The 25,740-nt window shown below is 41.3% G+C and carries 22 protein-coding genes, 1 tRNA gene and 1 pseudogene; 11 read left to right on the forward strand and 13 right to left on the reverse strand.

The window, feature by feature from the left end; all coding sequences use genetic code 11:
• Positions 1-229: 229 nt before the first annotated feature.
• The 4 genes and pseudogenes from P40081_RS26995 to licT all read right to left on the reverse strand — a co-directional run bounded on the left by P40081_RS26995 (position 230) and on the right by licT (position 6,453).
• Positions 230-1,816, reverse strand: a complete 1,587-nt coding sequence (locus tag P40081_RS26995; RefSeq protein ID WP_042139276.1) for a type 2 periplasmic-binding domain-containing protein — start codon at positions 1,814-1,816, stop codon at positions 230-232.
• Between the two features lie 312 nt (positions 1,817-2,128).
• The gene (ascB, locus tag P40081_RS27005; RefSeq protein WP_042139278.1) at positions 2,129-3,541 is read right to left on the reverse strand and encodes a 6-phospho-beta-glucosidase; all 1,413 of its coding nucleotides are present in this window, start codon (positions 3,539-3,541) and stop codon (positions 2,129-2,131) included.
• 28 nt (positions 3,542-3,569) lie between these two features.
• The gene (locus P40081_RS27010; protein ID WP_042139279.1) at positions 3,570-5,465 is read right to left on the reverse strand and encodes a beta-glucoside-specific PTS transporter subunit IIABC; all 1,896 of its coding nucleotides are present in this window, start codon (positions 5,463-5,465) and stop codon (positions 3,570-3,572) included.
• A 152-nt stretch (positions 5,466-5,617) separates the two neighbouring features.
• Positions 5,618-6,453, reverse strand: a pseudogene (gene licT / locus P40081_RS27015) (BglG family transcription antiterminator LicT).
• 415 nt (positions 6,454-6,868) lie between these two features.
• Here licT and P40081_RS27020 point away from each other — a divergent pair.
• Entirely contained in the window at positions 6,869-8,518 is a 1,650-nt protein-coding gene (locus P40081_RS27020) for an S-layer homology domain-containing protein (RefSeq protein WP_042139280.1), read from the forward strand.
• 125 nt (positions 8,519-8,643) lie between these two features.
• Here P40081_RS27020 and P40081_RS27025 read toward each other — a convergent pair whose 3' ends face one another.
• Positions 8,644-9,591 carry an oxidoreductase gene (locus tag P40081_RS27025; RefSeq protein WP_042139281.1) on the reverse strand — a complete coding sequence of 316 codons (948 nt, stop codon included), beginning with the start codon at positions 9,589-9,591 and terminating at the stop codon, positions 8,644-8,646.
• Positions 9,592-9,652: 61 nt separating this feature from the next.
• Positions 9,653-10,114, reverse strand: coding sequence for a MarR family winged helix-turn-helix transcriptional regulator (locus P40081_RS27030; RefSeq protein ID WP_042139282.1), 462 nt, complete (start codon positions 10,112-10,114; stop codon positions 9,653-9,655).
• Between the two features lie 254 nt (positions 10,115-10,368).
• On the opposite strand from P40081_RS27030, the gene P40081_RS27035 reads away from it, so the two are divergent.
• Together P40081_RS27035 and P40081_RS27040 are read left to right on the forward strand one after the other, a co-directional pair.
• Positions 10,369-11,520, forward strand: coding sequence for a YhgE/Pip domain-containing protein (locus P40081_RS27035; RefSeq protein ID WP_042139283.1), 1,152 nt, complete (start codon positions 10,369-10,371; stop codon positions 11,518-11,520).
• A gap of 66 nt (positions 11,521-11,586) precedes the next feature.
• Positions 11,587-12,114, forward strand: a complete 528-nt coding sequence (locus tag P40081_RS27040) for a PadR family transcriptional regulator (protein ID WP_042139285.1) — start codon at positions 11,587-11,589, stop codon at positions 12,112-12,114.
• Positions 12,115-12,504: 390 nt separating this feature from the next.
• Here the strand turns inward: P40081_RS27040 and P40081_RS27045 are convergent, their stop codons facing one another.
• The gene (locus P40081_RS27045) at positions 12,505-13,071 is read right to left on the reverse strand and encodes a TetR/AcrR family transcriptional regulator (RefSeq protein WP_042139287.1); all 567 of its coding nucleotides are present in this window, start codon (positions 13,069-13,071) and stop codon (positions 12,505-12,507) included.
• Between the two features lie 114 nt (positions 13,072-13,185).
• Here P40081_RS27045 and P40081_RS27050 point away from each other — a divergent pair, with 114 nt between their 5' ends.
• Entirely contained in the window at positions 13,186-14,256 is a 1,071-nt protein-coding gene (locus P40081_RS27050) for a sugar phosphate isomerase/epimerase family protein (RefSeq protein ID WP_197074291.1), read from the forward strand.
• Between the two features lie 404 nt (positions 14,257-14,660).
• Complete coding sequence (locus tag P40081_RS27055) at positions 14,661-15,830, forward strand: MFS transporter (protein WP_042139288.1); 1,170 nt, start codon at positions 14,661-14,663, stop codon at positions 15,828-15,830.
• 146 nt (positions 15,831-15,976) lie between these two features.
• Here P40081_RS27055 and P40081_RS27060 read toward each other — a convergent pair whose 3' ends face one another.
• Positions 15,977-16,780: an SDR family NAD(P)-dependent oxidoreductase gene (locus P40081_RS27060; RefSeq protein ID WP_042139289.1), complete on the reverse strand. Its 804-nt coding sequence runs from the start codon at positions 16,778-16,780 to the stop codon at positions 15,977-15,979.
• A 221-nt stretch (positions 16,781-17,001) separates the two neighbouring features.
• On the opposite strand from P40081_RS27060, the gene P40081_RS27065 reads away from it, so the two are divergent.
• A complete protein-coding gene (locus tag P40081_RS27065) occupies positions 17,002-18,240 on the forward strand; it encodes a helix-turn-helix domain-containing protein (RefSeq protein WP_042139290.1) in 1,239 nt (412 codons plus the stop codon).
• A 755-nt stretch (positions 18,241-18,995) separates the two neighbouring features.
• Here P40081_RS27065 and P40081_RS27070 read toward each other — a convergent pair.
• Positions 18,996-19,853, reverse strand: coding sequence for an SDR family oxidoreductase (locus P40081_RS27070; RefSeq protein WP_042139292.1), 858 nt, complete (start codon positions 19,851-19,853; stop codon positions 18,996-18,998).
• Positions 19,854-19,934: 81 nt separating this feature from the next.
• The gene (locus P40081_RS27075; RefSeq protein WP_042139294.1) at positions 19,935-20,369 is read right to left on the reverse strand and encodes an Rrf2 family transcriptional regulator; all 435 of its coding nucleotides are present in this window, start codon (positions 20,367-20,369) and stop codon (positions 19,935-19,937) included.
• A gap of 652 nt (positions 20,370-21,021) precedes the next feature.
• Here P40081_RS27075 and P40081_RS27085 point away from each other — a divergent pair.
• From P40081_RS27085 to P40081_RS27100, 4 genes are all read left to right on the forward strand, one after another.
• Positions 21,022-21,408, forward strand: a complete 387-nt coding sequence (locus P40081_RS27085) for a sigma-70 family RNA polymerase sigma factor (RefSeq protein WP_042139296.1) — start codon at positions 21,022-21,024, stop codon at positions 21,406-21,408.
• 53 nt (positions 21,409-21,461) lie between these two features.
• Positions 21,462-21,665, forward strand: a complete 204-nt coding sequence (locus P40081_RS27090; protein WP_042139297.1) for a helix-turn-helix domain-containing protein — start codon at positions 21,462-21,464, stop codon at positions 21,663-21,665.
• A gap of 469 nt (positions 21,666-22,134) precedes the next feature.
• Complete coding sequence (locus P40081_RS27095) at positions 22,135-22,398, forward strand: helix-turn-helix domain-containing protein (protein ID WP_042139298.1); 264 nt, start codon at positions 22,135-22,137, stop codon at positions 22,396-22,398.
• 77 nt (positions 22,399-22,475) lie between these two features.
• A complete protein-coding gene (locus P40081_RS27100) occupies positions 22,476-23,687 on the forward strand; it encodes a tyrosine-type recombinase/integrase (RefSeq protein WP_042139300.1) in 1,212 nt (403 codons plus the stop codon).
• Positions 23,688-23,856: 169 nt separating this feature from the next.
• Here the strand turns inward: P40081_RS27100 and P40081_RS27105 are convergent.
• The 3 genes from P40081_RS27105 to P40081_RS27115 all read right to left on the reverse strand — a co-directional run bounded on the left by P40081_RS27105 (position 23,857) and on the right by P40081_RS27115 (position 25,310).
• Positions 23,857-23,942, reverse strand: a tRNA-Leu gene (locus P40081_RS27105).
• A 149-nt stretch (positions 23,943-24,091) separates the two neighbouring features.
• A complete protein-coding gene (locus tag P40081_RS39540; RefSeq protein WP_052422035.1) occupies positions 24,092-24,547 on the reverse strand; it encodes a WGxxGxxG family protein in 456 nt (151 codons plus the stop codon).
• Positions 24,548-24,623: 76 nt separating this feature from the next.
• A complete protein-coding gene (locus tag P40081_RS27115) occupies positions 24,624-25,310 on the reverse strand; it encodes a M15 family metallopeptidase (RefSeq protein ID WP_042139301.1) in 687 nt (228 codons plus the stop codon).
• 251 nt (positions 25,311-25,561) lie between these two features.
• Between P40081_RS27115 and P40081_RS39130 the strand changes: the two genes are divergently transcribed.
• Entirely contained in the window at positions 25,562-25,723 is a 162-nt protein-coding gene (locus P40081_RS39130) for a hypothetical protein (RefSeq protein ID WP_197074292.1), read from the forward strand.
• The last annotated feature ends 17 nt before the right edge of the window (positions 25,724-25,740 follow it).

Genomic DNA, 25,740 nt, shown 5'->3' on the forward strand with positions numbered 1-25,740 from the left:
AGTGTAACTATATAATTAACAGATTCATGGCTCAATAAGGCGTTTTTAAGTTCCTACCAGGTCATTTAAAGGAACATTTTCTACTTACTTCATCTGAAATGCGCCTGATCTTCATCAACACTATATGCATCCACATCCCTTTACTGTGGTAGCAGTCTAAATCTAAAAGTATTACAAAAAAAGGCAGCCCGACTGTAACGTGTCGAGCAGCCTTGTAGCGATAACCCGTTTATTTCTTCACTTTTGTGTACCATTCTCTGGCTCGCTTAGTTACCTCTTCGCCACCAGACTTATTCCATTTCTCTACAAATTCGTCAAACTTGCTAAGCGGGTATTGCCCAATAATGATTTTTGAAGCGTATTCCACGTAAAGTGTACGATTGTTTATGTCCGGGTAGCCTTCGTATACACTGGCCGGCATGCCATCACCGGCAATAACCTTCGCATACTTCTGGGCCTCCTGCATATTCCGGTTAACCTGATCCATCTCCCACATTGTATCTTCTGAAGCTGTCGACTTGTTCAGATCGGTCATGAAATCAAGCGTGGATATTTTGGCATAGGGATCGAGAATCCGGTTCTCCTGCGTAGATTTATCGTCCGGAAGTTTGACGGCTTTACCGTCTTTCATCGTATAATGCATGCCTTCTACGCCAAGATACAAATCCTTCCATACTTTCTTGTCATACATATTGTTCAGTAGCTTCAGGGTAGCCATCAGCTTTTTCTCATCCTTGTTATTTTTCACTACCCAGGCAGGAGGCGTGAAGCGTTTCCATGTATAAAAGCCCTCATAACCATCAACTTTTGGAACTGGCAGTACAGTGAAATTAGCTTTCACGCCGGTATTTTTAAACAAGTTTTCAAGCGGCAGATAGCCAGACTCCACCCAGTGGAAGTAATTCCCGGCTTTATCTGACTGAATCTTGCCGTCCCATTTGTCTTTGCTGTTCAGCAAAGATTCTTTGTCGATCAGGCCTTCCTGATACAACTTGGACAAGAACTCCAACGAGGCTTTCATATTCGGAGTCACCGCAGAGTACGTCAGTTCACCGTTATAAATATCCCAGTCTGGATAGCCCTCGAACATCGCTACACCATACATTGCAAATATGTGGTCCATCCAGCGTGCCTGTTCCCGTCCGCCCGTTGGGATCTCATCCTTCTGTCCGTTCCCGTTGGGATCCTTATCCCGGAAGGCTTCTAGCACTTTTACATACTCCTCCTGGGTTGTAGGCATCTGTAGGCCCAGCTTATCGAGCCAATCCTGGCGGATCATACCAGCGTATCTTCCATAGTCCACTACACCCGGAATATAATATATTTTCCCCTGTCCGGTAGGATCGTTCGCTTTAACTACATCCCACATATCCTGCGGGATCGCATTCCACAAATTTGGCGCATATTTAGGCAGCAACTCAGTCAAATCTGCAATCGCCCCGTTTTTGGCCAGGCTGTCCTCAAGACCCTGCTGGGGGAGAAAAAGATCCGGCATTTCATTAGCAGCAATCTTCAGATTCAGTTGATTGAGATAATTCGTACCCCCGTTCCATTCCACATAGGGATGAAGAACTCCAACACCGAGTTTTTCCTTGTAGAATTCGTATAGCTTACTGCCCTTGATGATTGGCTTATACCCGATATTCGTTCCCCAGACTTCAATGTCAACAATCTCATCTCCGCCAGTGTTCTGGTCCTGATTCTGGTTGGCGGCAGTGGAATTTCCGGTGTTGTTATTGTTCCCACCACAGGCGGTAACAGTTGTAATAGCCAGGGCGCCAGCCGCCAGCATTAACCCAATTTTTTTAAATCTCATGATGCTCCCCCTCAAATATAATTATTGAATCCGCTTACAATTTAATGATACAATCATTCATTCTACTACTCAAATGGGCATTTTTAAGATTAAACATGTCATTTTCAATAAAATAAAAGCCGCTCTGAAGAGAATGACTAATATATTCACATGATTATCCAGGCAATCACTGTAGCTATTTACCTTGGAGTCTTGTACCTGCTCCAACTTGAAAACTACGCAATTGCCCATGACGTCACTCAAGATTAGATGATATATTCTTAACATAAAAACCGTCCTTAGTTAAAGGGCGGCTTTTATGTCAGTAATATTTCAGTCTAAGTCAGACCCGTTAGAAGCAATTACCTTCTTGTACCAGGCAAAGCTTTTCTTCTTTATTCTTCTAAGGGTTCCTTTACCATCATTGTCTTTATCTACATAAATGTAACCATACCTCTTTTTCATTTCTCCGGTAGATGCACTGATCAAGTCAATCGGCCCCCAGCTGGTGTATCCGATTAAATCGACACCATCCTGAATAGCCTTCGAGACCTCCAAGAGATGCTCCCGCAAATAATTGATCCGATAATCATCATTAATCGTATCGTCAGCTTCTAGATTGTCTGCTGCACCCAGACCATTCTCTACAATAAATAACGGCTTCTGATAACGGTCATATAATAGATTAAGAGCAATTCTTAGACCCAGCGGATCAATCTGCCACCCCCATTGCGATGAAGGCAAATATGGATTTTTGACACCACCGAACAAATTACCAGCTGTAGTCTCTTTCCCCTCCGGATCTGCACTCACAGCACGGCTCATATAGTAACTGAAGCCAATAAAATCAACCGGGTAGCTTTTCAGAATAAGATCATCCCCGGGTTCTTTTTCAAGTACCACTTCATTTTCCTTGAAAAATTGCGCTGCATAGGATGGGTAGCCTCCTCTGGCCTGTACATCGCCGAACATCAAGATTTCCCTTTCACCTTGCAGAGCGGCAAAGACATCCTCCGGCGCACTCGTCAACGGATATGCGGGAATATAAGCCAACATACAGCCGATTTGGGCATCAGGTATAATTTCATGACAAGCCTTTACGGCAAGTGCACTTGCTATGAACTGATGGTGTGCCGCCTGATATTGAACCTGTTTCTTATTCTCTCCTTCCCGGAGGATAATTCCACCGCCTGTAAACGGATAATGGGCCAGAATATTAATTTCATTAAAAGTCATCCAATACTTGACTTTCCCCTTAAATCTTTCAAATAGAACCTTGGCATACCGTTCATAGCATTCAATGGACTTACGGCTTCTCCAACCTCCATACTTCTTGGCCAATCCTAAAGGCATTTCATAATGAGAGATCGTAATGACAGGTTCTATATTGTATTTGAGCAACTCATCTATCAAGCCTTCATAGAAGCGGATGCCCTCTTCGTTTGGAATCTGTTCATCTCCCTCTGGAAAAATACGTGTCCAAGCAACCGAAGTCCGGAAACAGCGAAAGCCCATTTCTGCGAACATTGCGATGTCTTCTTTATACCGGTGATAAAAATCGATTGCTTCATGAGAAGGATATTCAGCTTCAGGAATCTCCATGATCGGCCCTGTAATACCACGCGGCAATACATCTGCGGTGGACAAACCTTTTCCATCCTCTAAAAAAGCGCCCTCTACCTGGTTGGCCGCTACAGCGCCGCCCCATAAGAAATTTTCCGGAAAACTGTTTGTGTTGGTTTTCAAAGTGAGTCTCCTTTCTGGCCAGTTCTGCTTAGACAACAAGAGTCAGCAACTTATCTTGGGCTGTAACCGATGAGCTTGTTGTTTCAATTACATCCAGGTAATCAGCAGTATTTGAGATAATGATTGGAGTGATCGGATTGTAACCAGCTTCCCTAATCTTTTCAAGCTCAAATTCAATCAGGAGATCCCCTTTTCGCACCTGATCCCCTGCTTTAACCCGAGGGGTGAAATATTGCCCTTTTAATTGAACGGTATTAATTCCAATGTGAATCAATATTTCCGCACCACTCTCAGACAATAGAATTACAGCATGGCCTGACTTGAGAATGGTTCCAATGGTTCCATTCACTGGGGATACGGCTTGGCCAACACTTGGAACAATAGCTATTCCTTTTCCCATAGCACCTTCTGCAAAAGCAGGATCAGGAACTTCAGTCAAGGATTTCACTTCCCCTGTTAGAGGGCTGAATAGCACCTCTTTCTTCAAGAGAGATGAATGATTAGAAGGATTGGCACTTGCCTCCGGTTGAACAGCCTTTACTTCTACAGCAGGAGCAGAATCACTTGTCGCAGTCACTGCAACAGTTTTTTTATCTTGGTATCCGAAAAGAAGTGTTAGAAGCAAACCAATTCCCATAGCAGCGACAATCCCGATTAAATAGTAACCCACCGGTTCAAATGCACCGATCGAGAAAATATTCTGAAAGACAAATGCTGTAGCATACGTATTGAAACCGCCATTAATTGCCCCACCGACAGCTCCGGCAAGAATAACATAGGGGATCGTGCGCTTGTAACGCAGCAATATACCATAAACAGTGGGCTCAGAGACCCCGGCTAACAACAGACTTAATGTAGAGGAACCAGCCAGTGATTTCAAAGTCTTTTCTTTAGATTTAAGGAAGACCGCCAGTGCCACCCCTGCCATTGCAAAGTTAGATGCTGCCCACATTGCAAGGATTGGATCGGTTCCATTCGTAAGATTTGCCAGCACGATCGGAATAATTCCCCAATGGAGCCCAAACACAACAAGGAAAAAGATTAACCCGCCAATCACAGCACCTGTTAACAGCCCGCTAACTCCCATGAGGTAATTGATAGCATCTGCGATCGCGTTTCCGAGATATACTCCAAACGGACCGAAGACTATCGCAGCAAGCGGCACAAGAATGACTAAAGACAACAATGGAACCATGAACGTCTGGAGCTCTTTATGAATAATTTTCTTTAAGTATTTCTCCACATAAGAGAAAATCCAAATGGATACGAATACCGGAAAGACCGTTGATGAATAATCCATTAGAACTACAGGAATGCCAAGAAAAGAAGAGGTATCTCCATTCGCCAATAATCCCGTAAAGTTCGGTTCCATTAAAGCTGCACCAATAACTCCGCCTACATATGGATTTGCCCCAAATTTGAACGATGCAGAAATGCCCAAGAATATAGGCAAGAAATAGAAAACGGCATTTGCTGCTGCTGCCAGAATGAGGTAGGTTCCACTATCCGCAGATAGCCAGTCAAAGTTTGTGAATAAGGTTAAAAAGGCTTTAAGTATCCCCGCTCCAGCCATTGCAGGCAATAGGGGAGAAAGACTTCCAGAAATTACTGCGAAAATCCTGGACATGATCTTCTCCTTGGGTTGATCTGCATCTGCGGAAGCAGAATTTCCTGCCCCTAATTTGCTGGTTTTCATAATTTCCTGATACACGTGAGCAACGTCATTTCCAATTACCACTTGGAATTGACCGCCACTTTCTACTACACTCAAAACCCCAGCTAAGCTTTTCAGTTTCTCCTTATCCGGTAGATGATTGTCTTTGAGATTAAATCTTAACCTTGTTGCACAATGGACAAGATTGTTAACATTCTCTTCTCCGCCGATATTTTGCACGATATCTTTGGCTAATCTTTCGTATTTCATTTGTACTCGCTCCTTTTGATCTCATTCTGGCTGGTTTATATGATATAAAAAAGCCTGAATAGGTGATAAAGCACACTGAAAAACAGTACACTTATCACGTATCCAGGCTTTGCCCAACTAGTGGTAACAACCCTGTTCTTTATTGTAATAGGTTAATCTCTGCTGGTCACACGCCTAATATGAAGCATAAAATAGACCATTTCACCTTCGGTTGTCTCAACTTGAAACTCTTCCCGTAAATAGAATCTTACCTTCTCACTACAGGCAAAGGCTTCAGGATATTTGGTAACAACTTGTTGGTAAAGCTCATCATCCTCAGAAGGAATCGATTCATGACGCATGGTGCGATAAGAGAAATATTTCAAGTGGGTCACAAAGCGACTATAATTTAAGGAATTCTCATCCAGCTCGATCCCATAGTGAAGTGTTACTATATTAAGAATGCCTTGAACCATCTCGGTAACCAGCAAGGTCTGTTCCATTTCTTGACCGTCTTGCTGCCCATTCACGAAATGCATGGCGATAAATCCAGCTTCATCTACAGCAGCTTAATTCCAGTTTCGTTTTCAATTAAATGTAATGCATGTGTTGCGGTTTGATATTCTTTCGGATAAAACTTCTGTATCTCCCACAGCAGCGCATTTTTAAGGCTCAATCCCTCCTTGGAGCGTGTAATGGCATAGCTAATATGATCCGTTAGAGCCAAGTAGATGTTATTACTAAAGGTTGTGCTTAGATCTTTTGCTGCATAACGAATAATTTGATCTGTCAATTCAAGATGCTTTGGGGGAATCTCACTCAGTAATGTAGAGAGCCGTTCAGATAACTCTTTGGTCTCCATCACGAATGTCTTCTCTATTTTTAACGGATCTATATCTTCACCTGGAGTTTTCTGATAGGCCAGTCCCTTTCCAATAACAATGATCTCAGATCGATTTGGTCCTTCAACCAATGCAACATTATTATTAAATACTTTTTTTATCCTCATGAGTTCGCCCACTTTATATTTTTTTACGGACAAAAAAAACCTAAACGAATCCATAACTAAAATTAAACTAGCATGAATTGGTTTAGGCTTTGCCTGCAATGCAGTAACAACCCTAATATAAATTGTATGTTCATTATATAAGAGGTGGAGAACGTTTTCAAGGGAAAGATAATGTAAAAATATTACTTTTTTTATTTTGTAAACATTAAAAATAACTTGTTGACTTTTGCAAAGTTCGTATATATGATTTCGTATGTAGATACGATGTGGATTGTAACCGCTTAATCGGGCAAAACCTAAATCGAATCAGACATGGATTTTTCCTATGTCGGTTCGAGTTAGGTTTTTTTCATTTCAAGCGACTTGATCCGACTCGTGTACAAATAACATAACTTTATAACTGGAGGTACGAAGGATGAACTTGAAAAAGGGTAGTGGCCTGATTCTGTCGGTAGTAATGGCAGCTTGCACCATGCTGACCGGTGGACTGCCTGCGAAAGCTGAAGCAGCTTCACCAGCGCAGATTACAGCAAACACGTATATCGGCGATACTGGACGAATGGTTAAATCATTTGAACTGCAGGTGAGAAGCACTAGCTTATATGCCGATTTGAAGGCATCCGACTTTGTCATTACCGGCAACTTCGACGGTTATCCTGTTAACGAGAAAAACGAGACTGTGCAACACGATTATGCGGATGACGGGGTTGAACTAAGTTGGTCGGATAACATTTTATCGCTTAAAGTAAAGCCATTTAAATATTCGGGGGGGCCAGTGTCAAAGTTTGCCGTGACGAACGAACGTTACCCCGAATTGTCGTTTAATGAGGCCACCGTGACGGATGTGAAAACACAGTCGATTGATGATTTTGTTCCGGGGGAGTATACAGGCACTAACGGGGAGAAGTTGAACTATCGCCTTAAACTTACCGAATCCACAACCCCGAACCCTCTGGTCGTATGGCTGCACGGCGGCGGAGAGGTCGGAACAGATAACCTCAAGCAACTCACCGAGAACAAAGGCGCTGTTGCCTGGCTAGACTCAGGGTACGATGCATCTGTTTTAGCGGTACAATTCCCAAAAAACTACGGGTGGAAGATCTATAACAATCCCGAGGAACTTACGCTAATGCGTGATTATTTTGAAGTACAGGCAGAGTTAATCAATAAGCTTGTCGATTCCGGCAAAGCAGATCCAAATCGGATTTATGTTGTTGGGGTGTCCAGCGGCGGTGGCGGTGCGCTTCGTTTCATGATGCAGTATCCAGATTTGTTCGCGGGTTCCATTATCGTTGCGGCGAAAGACGCCGTAGCCGATTACACAGGATCCGTAGATAAGTTTAAAATGGAACTCAAGGATCTGACGGATGTGCCAGTATGGCTCGTGCATGCACAAAATGACCCGATTACGAATAGCCGGACAAGCACACTGACGTATGCGGCATTGACTGAAATGGGCAACAAGCAGGCCAATCTAACTATCTATGATGATGCGTTTATGGCCTCTCAACAGCTGTTCGGAGATTTCAGACACTGTTCCTGGATACCAGTATTTAACGATAAGAATATGCTGGCTTGGTTATTTGAACAGAAAAAAACTGCTACCGCACCATTCTCTCTACAACAGGATGCTCAAGTGACACGTGCCGAGTTAGCTGCGTTATTGACTGACCGCCTGAAGCTAAGAGAAGTGATCGGTACGGATATTTATAAGGATACCGTAGATTCACTCAGGGATCTGGAAATCCGCCAAATTACGACGGCTGGGATTATGAAAGGAACCGGCGCAGGCCTGTTTAATCCAGATTTGGGTGTGACGCGGGCGCAGCTTGCGACGATCGCTGATAATATTATGCGGAATACGGGCCAAACACAAGCCTCATCTGCAACAAGCCTGGCAGCATTCAGTGACGTGCCGATCGGGCACTGGGCTTCCGGAGCTATTGGACGCTCCGTTGCGGCGGGGATCCTGAAGGGTGATTCCGCAACCCATTTCGTGCCCAATCGACTTGTGACCGGAGCGGAAGCAACCAAATTTGTAGAACTGCTGGCTAGTAGGATGTAGCAAACCGAATACAGTCTGGATGAGCAGTGCTATTACAGAAATGATAAAAGCGGCCTCCTCGGCCGCTTTTTCTGCATAATACTGCGCTCGCATCCTTGGCAGAGTAGTAACCGGCATGATTTTATTTAGGATATCCCCGATAATATCCTCTCGAAATCCAAATTCGTCAACTGTTTGGAGATTTCCCATAATCGTATGGCCGTATTTACATCTTTTGCAGTAGCCGGTATTTTGGCAGGTGCAGGGAATCCCCTTGTTTCTTTAACTCCATCCGGTCCATAATACTGTCCGCTGACGGCCTCCGGGGAGGTTGCTGCAAAAATCGTTGGCAAAGCCCCTTGTTCAGCCGACTGTATCATTATTGGTCCAATCAGACGAAGCGCAAGCGGCATCTTGCTTTTTTCTCTTGTTCCATTGTCAACCAAATCTGATCGAGATAAGCCCGGATGAACGGCAATGCTCATAACTCCCCACTCTTCAGCCATGCTACGGCGATGAAGCTCAAGTGAAAAAATCAAGTTAGCCAGTTTTGATTGACCATATACTGGCATGGGCTTATAAAGGTGTTCTGCCTGCAGATCATCAAAATTAATCACAGCACTATTGGCGGCCAGGGCACAGACATTGACAACTCGTGGGTTGTGTCCTTTTCGTAAAAGCGGCATAAGATGAGCTGTCAACGCAAAATGTCCAAGGTAATTTGTGCCAAACTGCAATTCAAAGCCATCCTTTGTAACTTGTCGTTGCTGGCTCATAATCACTCCGGCGTTGTTAATAAGGACATCCAGCCTTGGATACTTATCGCATATTCGTTTTACGGAAGCTTCTATGGAGGCAAGATCTCCAAGATCAAGCTGTTCAAAATGTATGTTTGCCGAAACAACATTTGACTGAATTTCTTTGACTGCCGCCTCCCCCTTACTTCTGTTTCGTCCTGCCAGAATAACTTCCGCACCTGCACGGACCAGAATTAAAGCGGTTATATAACCTAACCCCCCTGTACCTGTGACAAGAATCAAGCGGCCTTTCTGGGAGGGAATATCGGAAATCGTCCAACGCTCTTTATTCTTCATGTATTCATAACCTCTTCCCCTTCTTTTGCTTATTTGAATATCTTCTCTCATTCATCCTGTCTTATTCGTTATTAAGTTTGTTTGTATACTCTATCATACGGTTAACAATCGTTATCATTTGTTTAACATCATCTTCTCCGAGATGAGTTATGATTTTATCAAGCCTATCGTTAAACTCGTTATCCTTGTTCTTTAGAATCTCACGTCCTTTGGGGGTGAGTGTAACTACAAGGTTTCTACGATTATTCTTGTCTAAGTCTCTGTTTATATATCCTTTCTTCTCAAGTGTCCCCAACATTTGGGAAACTGCCGCTTTGGAGATTGACAGGTATCCCCGAACGTCGGGCAAACCGATGTTGTTTTCGGAATCGGTGGAATTGTCGGCGATTCCTTTCATTAGAACAAGTTCTGTCATGTTAATGTCACTCTTGTTCCCTCCCGTCTCCTTTCCGAGTCCCGCTCCATGTAGCCTCTTTAATTGAAATATCGAATGCACGAATTGAGTTTTTAAGTTTTGATCCATTTTTTATTCCTTTCTTTTAACTGTCAGTTCAAGTCACCTTAAGTTAATAAATTAACTGTTTAGTTATTTACAGTATAGTACTTAACTCTTCCGTTTTCAATATAGGATTTTCAATTCTGCCTGCTTCCCTTCACAATATGACAACCTCTTCAATATTAATATAATCCACTATTTCTCGAAACTATTGACAGCATCCATGAAAAGATATACTTTAAATAGAGTATTCTAAATAAAGTATATGGATGGTGTGAGCGATGAAATCATTTTTCAAAAACAAGGCAATTCTGAGTGGTGTTTTTATGATGATTTTTTACCAAATCATTATGATCGGAGTCTTCACTTCCGGTTATAGTGCGGTTCCGAAGAACATCGGCAATCTCTCGGTGGCAATTGTAAATGAAGATAAGCAGTACGGGATGGAATTTGCGAAGCAGCTTGAGCAGGAGCTGCCGTTTCAGGTGCAGACGGATACCGATCTAAAGACGGCTCAGCAAAAGCTTGAAGACCGGGACATTCATCTGATCATGCACATCCCTCAGGATTTTACACAGAAGCTCTCTGCTCCGGACCAGCAAGTTCAACTGGATTATTATATCAACCAATCCAATCCAGCTACCACCAACAGCACAGTACAAAATGTAGTAACGCAGATCACAGAAAAAATCAGTACCCAGCTGCAAACAAGCGGCATTGAAGGTGTACTGCAAAATATGAAGATGTCGGAGGTGCAGGCCAAGGAGATGGCCGCAGGCATTGTTAACAAAGTCCAGGCCAATGTAATAGATTCCAATCCTCAGCCAGCCGGGATGCATAATCAAATGGCTCCAATGTTTCTGACGATGTCCTCTTATGTCGGGGCTATGATATACTCCATGATGGCAATCGGTGCATTGAACCAATTAAAGGGTAAGCTTGGAAAATGGAAAGCCTTCCTTTCGCTGCAAGGTACCAATGCTATAATTTCTCTGATCGTCCCCTTGATCGGGCTTAGCATTTATTTCGCCATACACGGATATGGAGCTGGTACGTTTGTTCATTTGTGGCTGTTGCACGCTCTCGAATTATTCGCAGCCATTCAGTTCACCAGCATTTTCTGCCTCCTCTTTGGACAGGCAGGCATGATGCTAAATCTACCGTTCTTGCTGATTCAGACCATCGCCAATGGATCGGTGGTGCCACAGGTTATGATGCCAGGATTTTATAAAGCCATTAGCCATATTTCCGTAATGTTTTATACCGTTCAGTTGGACTACAATTTGCTATTCGGCGGAGGGCGTTCTGCTGTACTGCTGTTAGGTCTTAGCCTTATCATGGTTTCAGCGCTTGCTTTGAATACTGTAATCCACCATTTCAAGCCGTACACTAAATTAAGCCCCGGTGATGCACCTCAGCCGCTCTTCATGTAAAATAGAAAGAGCCGAATGCCCTTTACGGCAGACGGCTCTTTTCATATATATTCTAGGAGGAGTCTTATGTCGCTTCAAATATTTATCCTTGGTATCCTGAGCGAGGGGGAGCATCATCCTTACGATCTGAAGAAGCAAGTTCTAAAGCCTCTCGATAATTCATTTCCGATCAACGATGGAACCCTTTATTATAATTTTGAGGTTCTTTTAAAAAAAGGACTTATTCAAAAAATCAAGGTTGAGCAGACCGACAACCGTCCCGAGAAAACGACCTATGGAATTACAGAAAAGGGCCGTGAAACACTGGTGGAAGAAATCTATTCCGCATTTCAAAACTTAACAAATTTCACTTCCCTGTACTCCTCCCTCTTTTTTCTGGATAAGGTTGACAGCAGGAAGCTTGCTTATTTGATCGAAGATGCCATTGAACGGCTGAATAGAAGAAAGCTTTTGATTGAAAATGGCGATTCTGAATTATCAAACATTCCCGATTCTAAAAAATTCTCCGTCCGGCTGATTTCAGAACATGCCCATCAATCAGTCCAAAATGATATTGCCTTGCTGCACAAGCTGCTCCTAGAAGTGAAAGGATGAGCATACAGCAGAAAGCAACTCCAAACTTAGTTCAGTGAGACAAAAAATGCGCGTTACGCCCTTAAACACAAAACTAAATACTTTAGTTCTTGTCCAATTGCGTACCGCGCAAAATTGATGTCAGTTCTGCTGAACCCGCAGGCATTTATTTTCAAATCAAACACTTAGTTTGTTTTTCCTGAAATCTCTGGGTTTGCAGCCCACGAGCTTTTCGAACATCCTTGAAAAATGCTCTATATCTGAATATCCAACCATCTGGAAGATTTTTGTATATATTCAAACACCACAAATGGAGATCTGTGGGATTCATTCATGGCATGTCAACCATCCCTTGGAATATCTCGTAGATTGTCTCTTCAGAATCAGCATGGCTCTGATTATTGCAGGCGGTTATCCGTTACCAATCGTTCTTCCAGCCATTTTCAGAATTAATTTCACTTCTTCTTCCGGTGACTCTAAACAATCTGTGAGAATCCATTCTTTAAGAAGTCTTACTGTTCCATACTGGACATACGAGGCAATTGCCTTCTTTTCCTTCAAATCCAATTTTTCCGGTAAGTGTTTAATGACCATATGATCAAACTGCGGCAGTGAGATAGTAATGCGGGAGATGAGATCATAATTCTCAAGGTTAATTACGAGTTTTATAAATTCAATATTTTCTTTTATGTATTGCAGAATCCGAGTCAGACATTCATCTATATTTTTGCCTGCTGCAAGATCATTTATAACGGTAAATGAAGTATTTTGAATGTACGTCTCAGCAATTTCATTTAATACATCATATTGACTTCCATAGTGATTATAAAATGTAGTGCGATTAATCCCTGCAACTTGGCATAGTTCCCGTATGGATATTTTATTAATATTACGCGTCTTTAACATTTTTAATAAAGCTTCGCCAACCAAGCGTTTCGTTAGCATCACCCTCTGGTTGACATTATTTTTTTCTGACATAAGGCCTCCATTGTATTCGACATTTCCGAAGAATCTGTCGGTTGTAAAATAGACAGATGTTGATATTATTGTAAAGTACTCATGAAATAAGTCAATGAAACGGAGATGTACAAATTGAAAAAAAACAGAAAAAAGGTACTAAAAGTAAGCATTGCGTGTATTAGTCTCATAATAATTCTTGTTGCCGGGTATGAAATCAAAGAAAATATCCGCATTAATAAAATTGTCAAATCACACAAAACGGAGCAAAGCAAAATTGTAAAAAGTAAGGACCGGAATAATTCACAGCATATAACAACTGCAGTTCAACAGATTATGATAGGAACAATGAGTAATAATTATGATAATGCTTTACAAACATTACTTAATATCAAAAATGCAGGTTATGATTCTATCGAATTAAATGATTTTATGATTCACAAGTCTTCCATTCTTGTAAAACTAATGACAAAGTTCTCAGGAATGCCTATTGGCAATGGCGGCAAGCTTGATTGGCCTAAGCTGATTAAGGAAAGCGGACTGAAGGTCGTAAGCCTACATAGTAATCTGGGGAGCATTGAGAAGGATCCAAAAGCGATAGCCGTTGAAGCGAAAAAATTCGGTACAGATACAGTAATTATTACTGGTATGTACAAATTTGATTATAGTAGTTTAGATGACGTGGAAGAACTTGTTCAAAGTCTGAACCAGGCAGGAAAAGCCCTTTCTGAAGAAGGGATACGTCTTTTATATCATAATCATAATGTTGAACTGCAAAAGGTCACCCCTGATAAAACAGCTTACGACATTATTATTGAAAAAACAGATCCTGCATATGTTAATTTCGAGTTTGATAGTTACTGGATGGCCGATGGCGGGGCTAATGTTCCGGCTTTGATGGAAAAACTGGGCAGCCGAATGAAACTATGGCATATCAATGACCGCGGACATACCAAATCAGGTCCCTATATGACACCCATACTGAAAGAAAATGCTACTGAATTAGGATATGGAAATATGGATCTGGATACTCTCTCAGCAATTGCTATAAAAAACGGAGTAGAAGGTGTTATATTAGAAACTCATAAAAATTGGGTGGATAACGACCCAATCAAGAGTATCCAGGTTAGCGCAGGATACATGCAGGAAAAGTTTGGTGGCCAAGAGAAAGAAGTACAGAAAGATAATGCTACCGAACCATTTTAAATTGTGGAGCTGATTCTGCCACCATATTCTAAGCTACCGTTATGCAGTTGCTTCTCCTCCAAGCACCTTCTCTGTTTTTTTGCCCGGAAAGTAAACATATATAAGAGTGTCCCAAGCCATTCTTGGCATTTGGGACACTCTATTACATATTACCTGCCATAGCTCACCTACTACCCCGGCTTGCCCCAGTTCAATTGTGTACCCGAGATAAGCAGAATCATGCCCCTCTGTCTTCAGACTCGTTTGTTCTTGCTATTCAAAGTCAGCTACTCCTAGATAAAGGCTCTTACCCTTACGAGGACATCGAAATAGTGTTATTTATTAATTGATTATTGCTATTTAAGATAGATTTATATTGTTATAATGCTATTGCAAAGTGCATACAAATTAAGGAGAGATTAGAGATGGTTACATTATTGCTGATTATTATTTACCTGGCATTCATAGGTCTCGGTTTGCCTGACGCCTTGCTTGGAAGTGCATGGTCTATTATGAAACTTGATATTGATGCCACAACAGAAATGGCAGGTTATATATCGTTAACGGTCTCATTCTGTACGGTTGTATCCAGTTTATTTGCAAGCAGATTGTTGCATAGATTTGGCACTGGAAAGGTAACCTTGTTCAGCATTCTATTAACAACGTTCTCCTTATTCGGATTTTACTTTTCAAACGAGTTCTTATTCTTTATACTACTGGCAATTCCTTTGGGATTAGGTGCTGGTTCTGTAGATGCAGCATTAAGTAACTATGTAGCGCTACATTTTAAGGCCAGGCATATGAGCTGGTTGCATTGTTTCTGGGGGATTGGAGCAATGACGGGACCTATTGTAATGTCATTTTCGCTGGATCATGGAAATAACTGGCGTATGGGATACCTTACTATAGGGATAGTACTTACTATCATAGCTCTAATTTTATTGGGATCGCTGTCTTTATGGAAGGTTTTTGAGAACGGTAAGATAGAAGAAGGAGACGAGAAGACACTCATCAGTAACAGAGAAGCCTTACGAATCAGGGGTGTGAAAATGTCCATGGTCTCCATGCTTTGTTACAATGGTTCGGAAACAGCCGCTGGTCTATGGATGGCATCCTTCTTTATTGAAAGCAAAGGAATTACTCCTGGCACCGCAGCAGCCTTTTCTTCCCTATTTTATATTGGAATCATTATAGGGCGTATTTTTTCCGGATTTCTTTCGACTAAATTATCCAGCAAAAGGCTGATACGATACGGTGGATTAGTTGGCTGTGTCGGACTTCTAATTCTTATTTTACCGGTTCCACATTGGGTTGCTGCAGGAGCATTGCTCATTGTTGGACTAGGTGGAGCACCCATCTATCCGAGTATTGTTCATGCCACACCAGAACGGTTTGGGGAAAAAGCTTCTTCGAGTGTAATTGGACTTGAAATGGCAAGTGCTTATACAGGTTCTACATTGATACCTTTATTAATGGGGTTTATTGCAAGCCAATTTGGTATGTTTATGGTACCCATTATCTTGCTTCTACTTTTTAGCATCATGTTTGTATCTTCAGAAATGGTTAATAGAGTTTACAAACATAAGCTTATATAAAGTATTGCACTAATACAAGATTTCTATAATCCGGCCTAAGTCGTAGATGCTCTTCTGTCAAGAAAATGGTTGCTACTAATTCCCCCATTCGTTCATAGTAGCAATCTCTTTTCCATTTCACTGTAAATGGGAACACTGATCTTCTCCTAGATCAAATCCTTCATTTTATCAGCAATAAGATTTGACGCTCTTCTAGGACTCAAACGATAGAGTTTATCCATTATTTTGGAATCCTTGCCCGCCAACACTCGAATCCGGTCATTTTCAATCCCCTTCACAATAATTTCGGCAGCTTCTTTAGGCGTTAACAATTGGGACATTTGTTCCTTACTTATCTCCTTATTATCTGCAACATCCAATCCGGAATTCATCATAATGTTTGTGCTTACTCCGCCAGGAAAAACAACGGTTACTTTCACATTTGTATCTTTAAGTTCAGCTTGGAGGCCCTCTGTCAAAAGTTTCACAGCAGCCTTAGATGCGCCATAAATGGTTTGACCGGGAACCGGAAGAAATCCTCCCATACTGGATACATTGGCAATATGCGCAACTGGTCTATTCAGCAGATAAGGAAGAAATGTCTTTACCATATAAAGTGTCCCGTAAAAATTAATATCCATGACTAACTTGATTTTATCGTATTCCAGTTCATTGACTTTTAAAAATGGATGAATAATACCTGCATTATTTATGATTCCATCCACTTTTCCATGATGATCAATAACTTGCTCCGGAAGTGCTTCGACTGCATCCCGCTCCGTTAGATTTACGATGTGTGTAGAAAGCCTCCGGCTTTTATTGTCTGCTTGATTCACAGTTATCTCTAATGCTTCCTTACTTATATCTACAGCAGCAACACTCGCACCCTTTGAAAGCAGATTAAGAACCAATTCTCTACCGATTCCGCCTCCCGCTCCTGTAACAACAATAACTTTGTCCAATACCTTCATTTGTCTTAACACCCTCTCTTAAATAATCGCCTTTTATCAAAGAATCAGACTTTTATAGGAATTACTGATAATCCGTATGTATTGCAATACTACGGTCGCAGCTCTAAGCGCTATCATATCACTGAAAATTAAATCATTATGGTATTTTCGTACTTTTTTTTGTACAATTACCACATGAAGCATTGAGCTTATTGTACTTGAATGAGGAAAGGGGAAAGTGCATGGACTCTTACATTGATAAAAACAAGAAAATATGCGATCTCATTTCCAGTACTTTTGGTTTAAGCGTTTTATATATTGACCCAAACGGGAAAATAATATATGAATCCTCAAATCAACCGTTTTTCAATCCTCTTTATGAGAACCAAAAACAAAAATTATTTGCGCAATTGAATTTCTACGCGAGTAAACCGTATGAATTCCCATTAATTAAGAAGTCGGCATTTTCAGAAAAATTTATACTGATTACTATTTTTAACAATCAAACATTTGAAGGTACCGCATTAATTGGCCCCTCTGTTTCCTACCCTATATCTGAGGATAGAGTGAAAGGAATAATCCATGATTCACGCGGATTTTTTTATCGTGATAAAATCCTACAATATTACAAGTTGATCCCTATTGTTCTACACGAAAAACTGTTAAGTATAAGTACAATAGTATTCTACATGTTTAACCATGTCTTGTTTCCACCGGAATCCGTATGGAAGAAAAATGCTGAAATAACAGAACCTAATGTAAAAATAGAGAAAATGGAGTTAGAGCTCACTAGGAATTTACATTCAAGTCTTTTTCGCGAACGATTATTTGAAAAGAAAATAATAGAAATTATAAAAGAGGGAAAAGTAGAGGACCTAAAAGATCTTCCAATTTCAGAAGAAGAAGAAGCCAGTGTTTTATCGAAAACCAGTTATATTCGTTCTAATAAGAATCATATAATAATCCTCATCACTTTGGTGTCCAGAGCTGCTATTGAAGGTGGATTTCATGAGGAAATTGCCCATAGACTACTTAATCGTTACATTCAACAGGTGGAAGAGCTGGAGTCATTAGATGAGATTAGAGAATTGGCCAAAGAAGTACTTTATACTTATGCCAAAAAAGTTCGGCAAGTAAAAATAGAACGCTATTCTAAAACAATAATTTCATGTAAAAATTATATTTACCAACATATTTACGAAAACATAAGTCACAATGATATAGCCCGGACAGTTGGACTTAGCCCAAAATATCTTTCTGCATTATTTAAAAAAGAAGTCGGTCTCACCGTAAGTGAATATATTCAACAAATGAAAATCGATGAAGCAAAGAAATTACTCACCTATAGCAAAACATCTATTTCCGAGATTTGTACCTTGTTGTCCTTTAATGATCAAAGTTATTTTACTAAGGTATTTAAAAAAGTGACTGGAGTCACCCCCAAGTTTTATAGGGAAAGATTTCACTTTTTGAATGAGTAATTGCCAAAACCACCTATAACAGGTGCACTTGAAAAGCCTTATGGATCTTCGATAGGTGCGAGTTGCTCAAATAAAATACGAATTTCTCCATCCCAAGTTAAAATAAATTGTTGTTGGTTAGATTTCAATAATTCGTGTCATGTTTACTTATCTAATGCATTCTATTTTGAATAATTAGCAAGTTGGACAGCATGAGTGTAATGAAAAACAGCACGCACCGTTGTATCCCAGTACGCGCTTATGATCAGTTATTTACTACTTATCATCCTCGATACAATTAGGTCAAGCCTGATGTAAAGATTCCACTGAACTGACGCCAACCGCGAACATGCCTGCCCGACCGGTATGGACGTTCGATGAACTGGAGCGGCTGGTGACCAAGAAAAATACACATTATACTTTCCAAACGATATTTTGCCCGGCATCGATTAAGGAACTGCGGGCAGAGAAAATTATGTTTTTGGAAATGCTTGACTACTATGAACGTCATCAGACCGGGTAGTTCCTGGCATTGATATGAATACAGTCAAAAAGAAGCTAAATGAGCTATTTGAAGCACGCTCCCCTTCCTTGCCCACACCAAAAGAGGAGTGGCTGATGAATCCTGTTTCTGGGGGGTCGGGGTTCCCCCTTCCCCCTGAAACAACTACACCCCAACCCGTAACCCAGGAGGTACTTCTACTCTTTTACACAAACTTCTTGAAGCTACATGTATAAGTATGTTGTACGTTTATTAGTAGTGCCTAATTTTCTTCCTAGGATAGGCTGCTAATTATCTGACGTACGCCTTCAACGGTTGATGTTAAAGGACGACCCAACAGCTTTTCAAAATCGCCACTTGTGAAGTCCATATAGCCTTCACGATTACCCTGCTGAATACCAACTAGTACTGGGATAGCATATTCGGGTACACCTACACCTTTCATAATTTCAATGTATGTTTCATCATCCACATGCTGCACAATAACTTTTTCACCTATTGCAACTCCTACTGAAGCTGCAAGCTCATCCTGTGGGGGTCCGCTGAGTTCATAGACCGTGTTCTCATGTCCGCTACCAGTAAGTACAGCGGCAATGGCTATTGCATAATCTTCCCGAGTGGCCCAGCCTCCTCTGCCGGTACCAGAAGAGGTTATCCACGGTGCTCCAGCCATTGTAGCTTTAATACTTGATATTTCATTTTCAAGATACCAATTGTTGCGAAGGAACGAATATGGAATACCGCTAGCCTTGATTATCTGCTCCGTCACTCTATGTGCCGGAATTAGTGATAGCTGGCTCTCCTGAGCATTGGTCACACTAGTGTATGCAATAAAGGCGACTTTAGCTCGTACAGCCGCTTCCACCGCGTTAGTGTGCTGGCTAATTTGAATGTCATCAGGTCCACCTGAAGAGATGATCAACAGTCGGTCAACCCCAGTAAAAGCATCATCCAATGTTTCTGGCTTAGCAAAGTCTCCATAACGCACATCGACGCCCTGAGCACGGAGTTGCTCCGCTTTCTCCGGGTTTCGTACACTAACAGCAAGTTCACTAGCTGGAATGGATTTTAGCAGTTGGTTCATGATTTTGGAACCCAACTGTCCTGTTGCTCCTGTCACTAATATTGTCATTGTTATTTCCTCCTAAGTCGTTGTAACTTTTTTTGTTATAACATTATCGGTTACAACATATCTATAAAATAAAAGCCCTTTTTAAGAGCTATTATTGTCTATCCAAAATAATTGGGTTAATTGACCTAGAGTCGTCTGTGTTAATCGATTCTCCATTGCCTCCTGTGCTTCTTTCAGTTCGTCTTGTAATACCTTCTCAATATTTCGGCCTACTAAACAATTTAGACTCCGAGTGTTATGAATATCAAACAAATGATCTTCGTCAGCAACATGAACGGCCCGGTAAATATCTAAAAGTGTAATATGCTCAGGATCCTTTAGCAAATAAGCACCACCCACTCCTGCACGAACGCCTAATAATCCAGCCCTTTTTAACATTCCTATAATTTTGCGTATGACTACAGGATTGGTATTTACACTATTTGCAATAGAATCTCCTGTACATTCCAGAGGACACAGTGCAATCATCGATAGAGTGTGAACCGCCATCGAAAAACGCGAACTAATTCTTTTCATATTCATCACCACCACCGTTGTAACCATTTTATTTACAACGGTGGTTTATGTCAATAATAATTTTATATATGAGTTCGTTATTGGCGGTGAATGCGCACCAAGTTGTAATATATATCCATAATAAGTAAAAGATCAAAATATACTATTGATTAATTATACCTGCATTTACGAGACGAACAGCCTCTTTCTTAAAAAATCTTTACAATGTCGATTAAAAGTTTTGCCTTGCTTTGCTGGCATAACAAAAATCCTCTCGGGTTTAAATAGATCTTTTGTATCACCTTAAAAATGACATTGTATAAAATTGAAAATGACATATTGAGTAGTTTTTTTAAAAGTATAATATTTATATAGTAAGAAAGTAATGCAATTATTACATAGAGAAAATGCAATTTATTTTCGACAAATTTCATGCAATTTCATGCAATTCAAAGAATTCATATAACTTTATATTCACTTCATTTTCACAAATAAAGGAGTATACTTTTAACCCCCACCCTTCAGCAAAGAAGGGTTTTTTTAGTAAGTATGTTAGAAAAACTTCCAAATTTTATTAGTACTTTTCCATTTTATGAATGTTAATTGTATTTTTTTAAAAAAGTAGCCTTTTTCAACTGAAATCGACATTTAAAAATGAAAGGAGGGGATAAGTGTGAGATCTTACACCAAACAAGATTTATTTTCCACAGTTGAAAAAGGATTTAGTAGCTACGTTAAATCTTGTCTCATTCACAGAAGCATAACTTTTTTTAAACACTTCGATATGGAAAGTACACGATTTAGATCTTTAAATGAAATTAAAGAAAACGCTTTATTTAACAAAACGGATTATACAACTCATTTTAATATTCTTGAAGATGAATCATTGTATGAAGCGCTATCTTCCTTAAAACCATTAGAGAAGAGACTCATTTATTTAAAATTCTATAAGGAGTACACAGATCGACAAGTAGCAACAATACTAGGAGTTAGTAGACAAGCGGTAACAAAAGCAAAAAAGAAACTGTTAGAGAAATTAAAGATAAAGTTAGAGAAATAATCTCTATTCGCCTTTCATTTATTCTATATCTAAAATTGATAGGAGATGAGAAGATGCGAGAAGTATTCGAACTTATCAAATTATCACAAGAAGGAAATACTCAGGCTGAAACTGAACTTATACAACGTTACGAAGGGTTAATATATAAATTATCTTGGCATAATGGAAAATTTAATGAAGATTGTAAACAACAATTAACTATAGAGTTTATTATGGCCGTTAGACGCTTTGATCTAACACGTTATATGGGATTTTGAGAAGAATAAAAGTGGCAACTTGGTTGCCCTTTTTATAATTCGACCCTATTTAAAACTGTTACTATTTATAGCGCTCTTTGATAACTCCATAAAACAAATTTCAAGTACATTACTCTTGTATCCATTAGAATGGAAAGCGACTTAGCGGGACCGCCATGACACCTTATACAGAAATCTTAGGAATAGCGACCTATTTCCGGCTTAAATCAATCTGTGGTGGATTGACTCGCAATAACCTACAAGAGGGATAATGATACTCCTGCCCGGCCAACGTAACTGTATTGGGGGCAGCCTGCTCAGTTGAGGGGAGTCTCTGAGAAAATCAGAGCTGTGTTGTCAGCAACCACTGACAACTTGAAATGTTTCTAAAAGATAATTTGTAGTAGTATTTTAGTATTTTATTCGTGTAAATAAAGTGTATCCTTCTTTACTTGTACTTTAAAATCCCAGACAAAAATGGGGGTTGACTATGGACACTGAAGCCCACTTGATAATCAATCAGCAAGAGATTTATGCCCTCTTATTCCAAAGCTACCCAGACGTTGTTAATATAGCTGAAATGTGTGAAATGCTTGGTGGGATAAGTAGCAAAACTGCCTATAAACTTTTACAAGAAAATCAAATAAGTCACTTTAAAATTGGGCGAACTTATAAAATTCCTAAAGTAAATATTTTGTTGTATCTAAATATATTTACATTTGAAAGACCTCACTGTGACGCTTTAGTGCATTGAATCATCTCTACCGTACGTGTTATAATTAACACGTCAATGGTAGGATCAATGCGGGCTGCTATGAAGGAGGAATATTCATGGTAGCAGGCCACCTACAAGAAAAAAAAGGGCTTTTTTATATGGTCTTGAATTGCAAGGATGAAGAAGGCAAGAGAAAACCAAAGTGGATTCCAACTGGTCTTACGGTTAAAGGAAACAAAAAAAGAGCAGAAGCATTGCTATTAGAGACAAGGAGGGAATTTACTCTTCTTTTAGAGGTTCCTGAGGAAGAACCGATAGTTGAAGAAATTATCGAAGAAATGCCAGCTGAAGAGCCAGTCGATCAAGGACCACTATTTTCTGTCTTCATGCTTCAGTGGCTAGCAATGATGAAACATCAGGTTGAATTTATCACCTATGCTTCGTACCACAATGTCATTACTAATCATATCGTTCCTTACTTCGAAGACAAGGGGTTATTTCTAAAAGAATTATTACCAAGTCACATACAAGATTACTATCAGTATGAGTTAGAGGAAAATGAAGTGACAACCAATACGGTTCTCCATTATCACGCTAATATTCGCAAAGCGTTAAAGCATGCTCTCAAAAATGATTTAATTAACACTAATCCCGCAGATAAAATCGAACGACCTAAGAAGAATGATTTTGTAGGCAGTTTTTACAACAAGCAGGAGACTAATATTCTGTTTGAAAAAGTTAAGGGCGAACTGATAGAGCTAGCAGTCATTCTTGCCGCTTTTTATGGATTGCGGCGAAGTGAAGTAGTTGGGTTGAAATGGACAGCTATAAATTTTGAAAACAAAACGATTAGTATTAGGCATACTGTAACTCCGGTTTATTTTGAAGGTCAGGAACACATCATTGAAAAGGACCGGGCTAAAAACAAACCAAGCCGCCGCACCTTACCTCTTGTGCCAGCCTTTGAGGAATTACTGTTGCGTATTCGTGAGATTCAAGCTCTCAATAAAGCCATATGTGGTAAATCCTACTGCACTGATTACGAGGAGTATATCTATCTGGATAAGTTGGGACAACGAATTAAACCGGGCTATATCACACAGAACTTCACTAGAACTCTTAAAAAAAATGGTCTTCGTCATATTCGCTATCACGACCTGCGTCATAGTTGTGCAAGCCTCCTACTCGCAAATGGAGTCAGTATGAAAGAAATTCAGGAATGGCTGGGACACAGCAACTATTCTACAACGGCCAACATTTATTCTCATCTTGAGTACAGTTCCAAAGTATCTTCGGCATCAACAATGAGTGGTGTTTTGGTCTTTTAATAAAAAAAGATCGCACCACCCTCAATAATTCATGAGAGTCATGCGATCTTCTCCTCGTTCTCTCCTTCGGAAAAAGGAGAGAACTGCAGGAGAGAACTCGATAAAAAGTTCTCTCCCAAACTGTTTCAAAAACCAAGGTTTTTCGGAAAAAACCCTTATAAATCAAGGATGCCGAGGACGGGGGTCGAACCCGTACGGTACTCACGTACCGCAGGATTTTAAGTCCTGTGCGTCTGCCTGTTCCGCCACCCCGGCATGTTGTGTGCGTGGTTAACGCGACAAGAAATATAATATCACGTATTATGGGGATACGCAATAAATAATTGCCATTAAATTTTCCTGTATACAGACAAACAGCCCGATCAGCCGAAACTGATGCGGGCCCTTTGCAGTTACTAACCCGTCTAGTGGCGTTCGCGCTCGCCGCTTCTGCTGCGCATACCGACTAGCCCCAGAAGTCCGAGCAGGCCGAGCCAGCCCCAGTTAGAGCCGTTATCGTTATCGCCTGTGGTGCTTTGTGCCCGGTAGATGCCGGTTGGTGTAGTGTTGTTCAGCGGAGAGACGGAGCTGTTGTCTCCGGTACGGATTTTATCCTTCATGATCGTCTCATTCTTATGCATGGTGCCTGTCGTCTGGTTCATCATGGTATTGCCCCGGCCGTTCATCATTTGTGTGCTCCGGCCATCCATGTCACCCATGTTACCCATTGTGCCCATCCGGGTATCCGATGTTGTGCTGTTGGTAACGGGTGCCGTTCCGCCCATTCCTGTCGTGCCAGCCGCAGCAGATGTGTAACCGGCTCCGAGCAGACTCATGGAAAGTACTGTGCCGCATGCAAGGCTTGTAATCAGCTTGTTCAAGATGGTATGCCTCCTCTGTGGTTGTGGTTTATCGCTGATAATTTCCCCACACGGCACATCATCTATGCAACGCAGATTATTCCTTTATGATGTTCACGGTCTTGCTGAGCGCATCATAGGTCACTTTGGCTCCAAGCGCTTCGGCAATGGCGCGTACCGGAGCGTACGTGGTGACGTTATCCAGCACGCCGGTCGTGAGCTTCTGTCCGTTCAATGTGATATTTACTTTAACCTCGGTATTCACCTCTGGGTCACCTCCGTTAATCCGGCTTAATGCGTCCTTCACCTGCTGAACGGTGGGGTGCTTACCGGCCCGGAGCTCAGCAGTGGTTAGTCCGAAGGTCATCTGCAGATGAGAGTAGTCCTTGAAGGAACTCCAGTCCCCGCCCCACTCGAAACCGAGCTTCTTCGCCTCCTGTGCAACCTCCTGCCAGTCCGCTACCTTATCCCCGTCTCCGTCACGTTTCATATCCCAGGATACGCTTTTGCCATCCGGCAGCAGCAGTGCGTAATCAATTGCCAGGCCGTAATTGTGATAGCTGTTCCCGCCCTTGGCATTGGTTACAATAGCGCCTTTCTTCGTTCTTCCCTGCGCGTATAGCGCATTCTGCTCGGCAATGGTGCGCATTCCCTGGGTAATGAGGATCGGAATCCCTCTGGCATAACTCCGCCGGATGAGCTCTGTAGCACCCGCCAGCAGCACCGGATGCAGATTGCCCAGCCACCCTGCCGATTTACTCTTCACTTGATCCAAAGTCAGCATATACTCACCCCCTGGTATAGTAAATGCCCCCTTGTACAATGTTGCATGTACACTTTCCCCCCTGCATCCGCCCAAGTTTGCCAGGCTCCCTGAAGCATACGAAATAAGCCCCCAGGCAATCCTGAGGGCTTTAATGAGGCTTGATCCAGCTTAGCGTAAACAGGAGCCAACAAGGATGAATTGCTGCCCCACAGGCCACACTAACATGGAGTACCTTTAATCCTTAATCCCGCATGGAAAGGTGGACAACCATGGATATTCACAGTGACAGCTATAAGGTAGCCGCACTTAGCGATCAGGAGGATGTTGTTGAGGTGATCCGCGGGGCCGAGTCGGCCATCGCCCGGATGACCGGGAATCCCGGAGTCACGCTGATTGCTTATGAAAAGACGGAAGCCGCCCGGAGAAATTAACCGCTCCGTCCGCTCCG

The sequence above is a fragment of the Paenibacillus sp. FSL P4-0081 genome (assembly GCF_000758565.1).
GTDB lineage: Bacteria > Bacillota > Bacilli > Paenibacillales > Paenibacillaceae > Paenibacillus_AQ > Paenibacillus_AQ phytohabitans.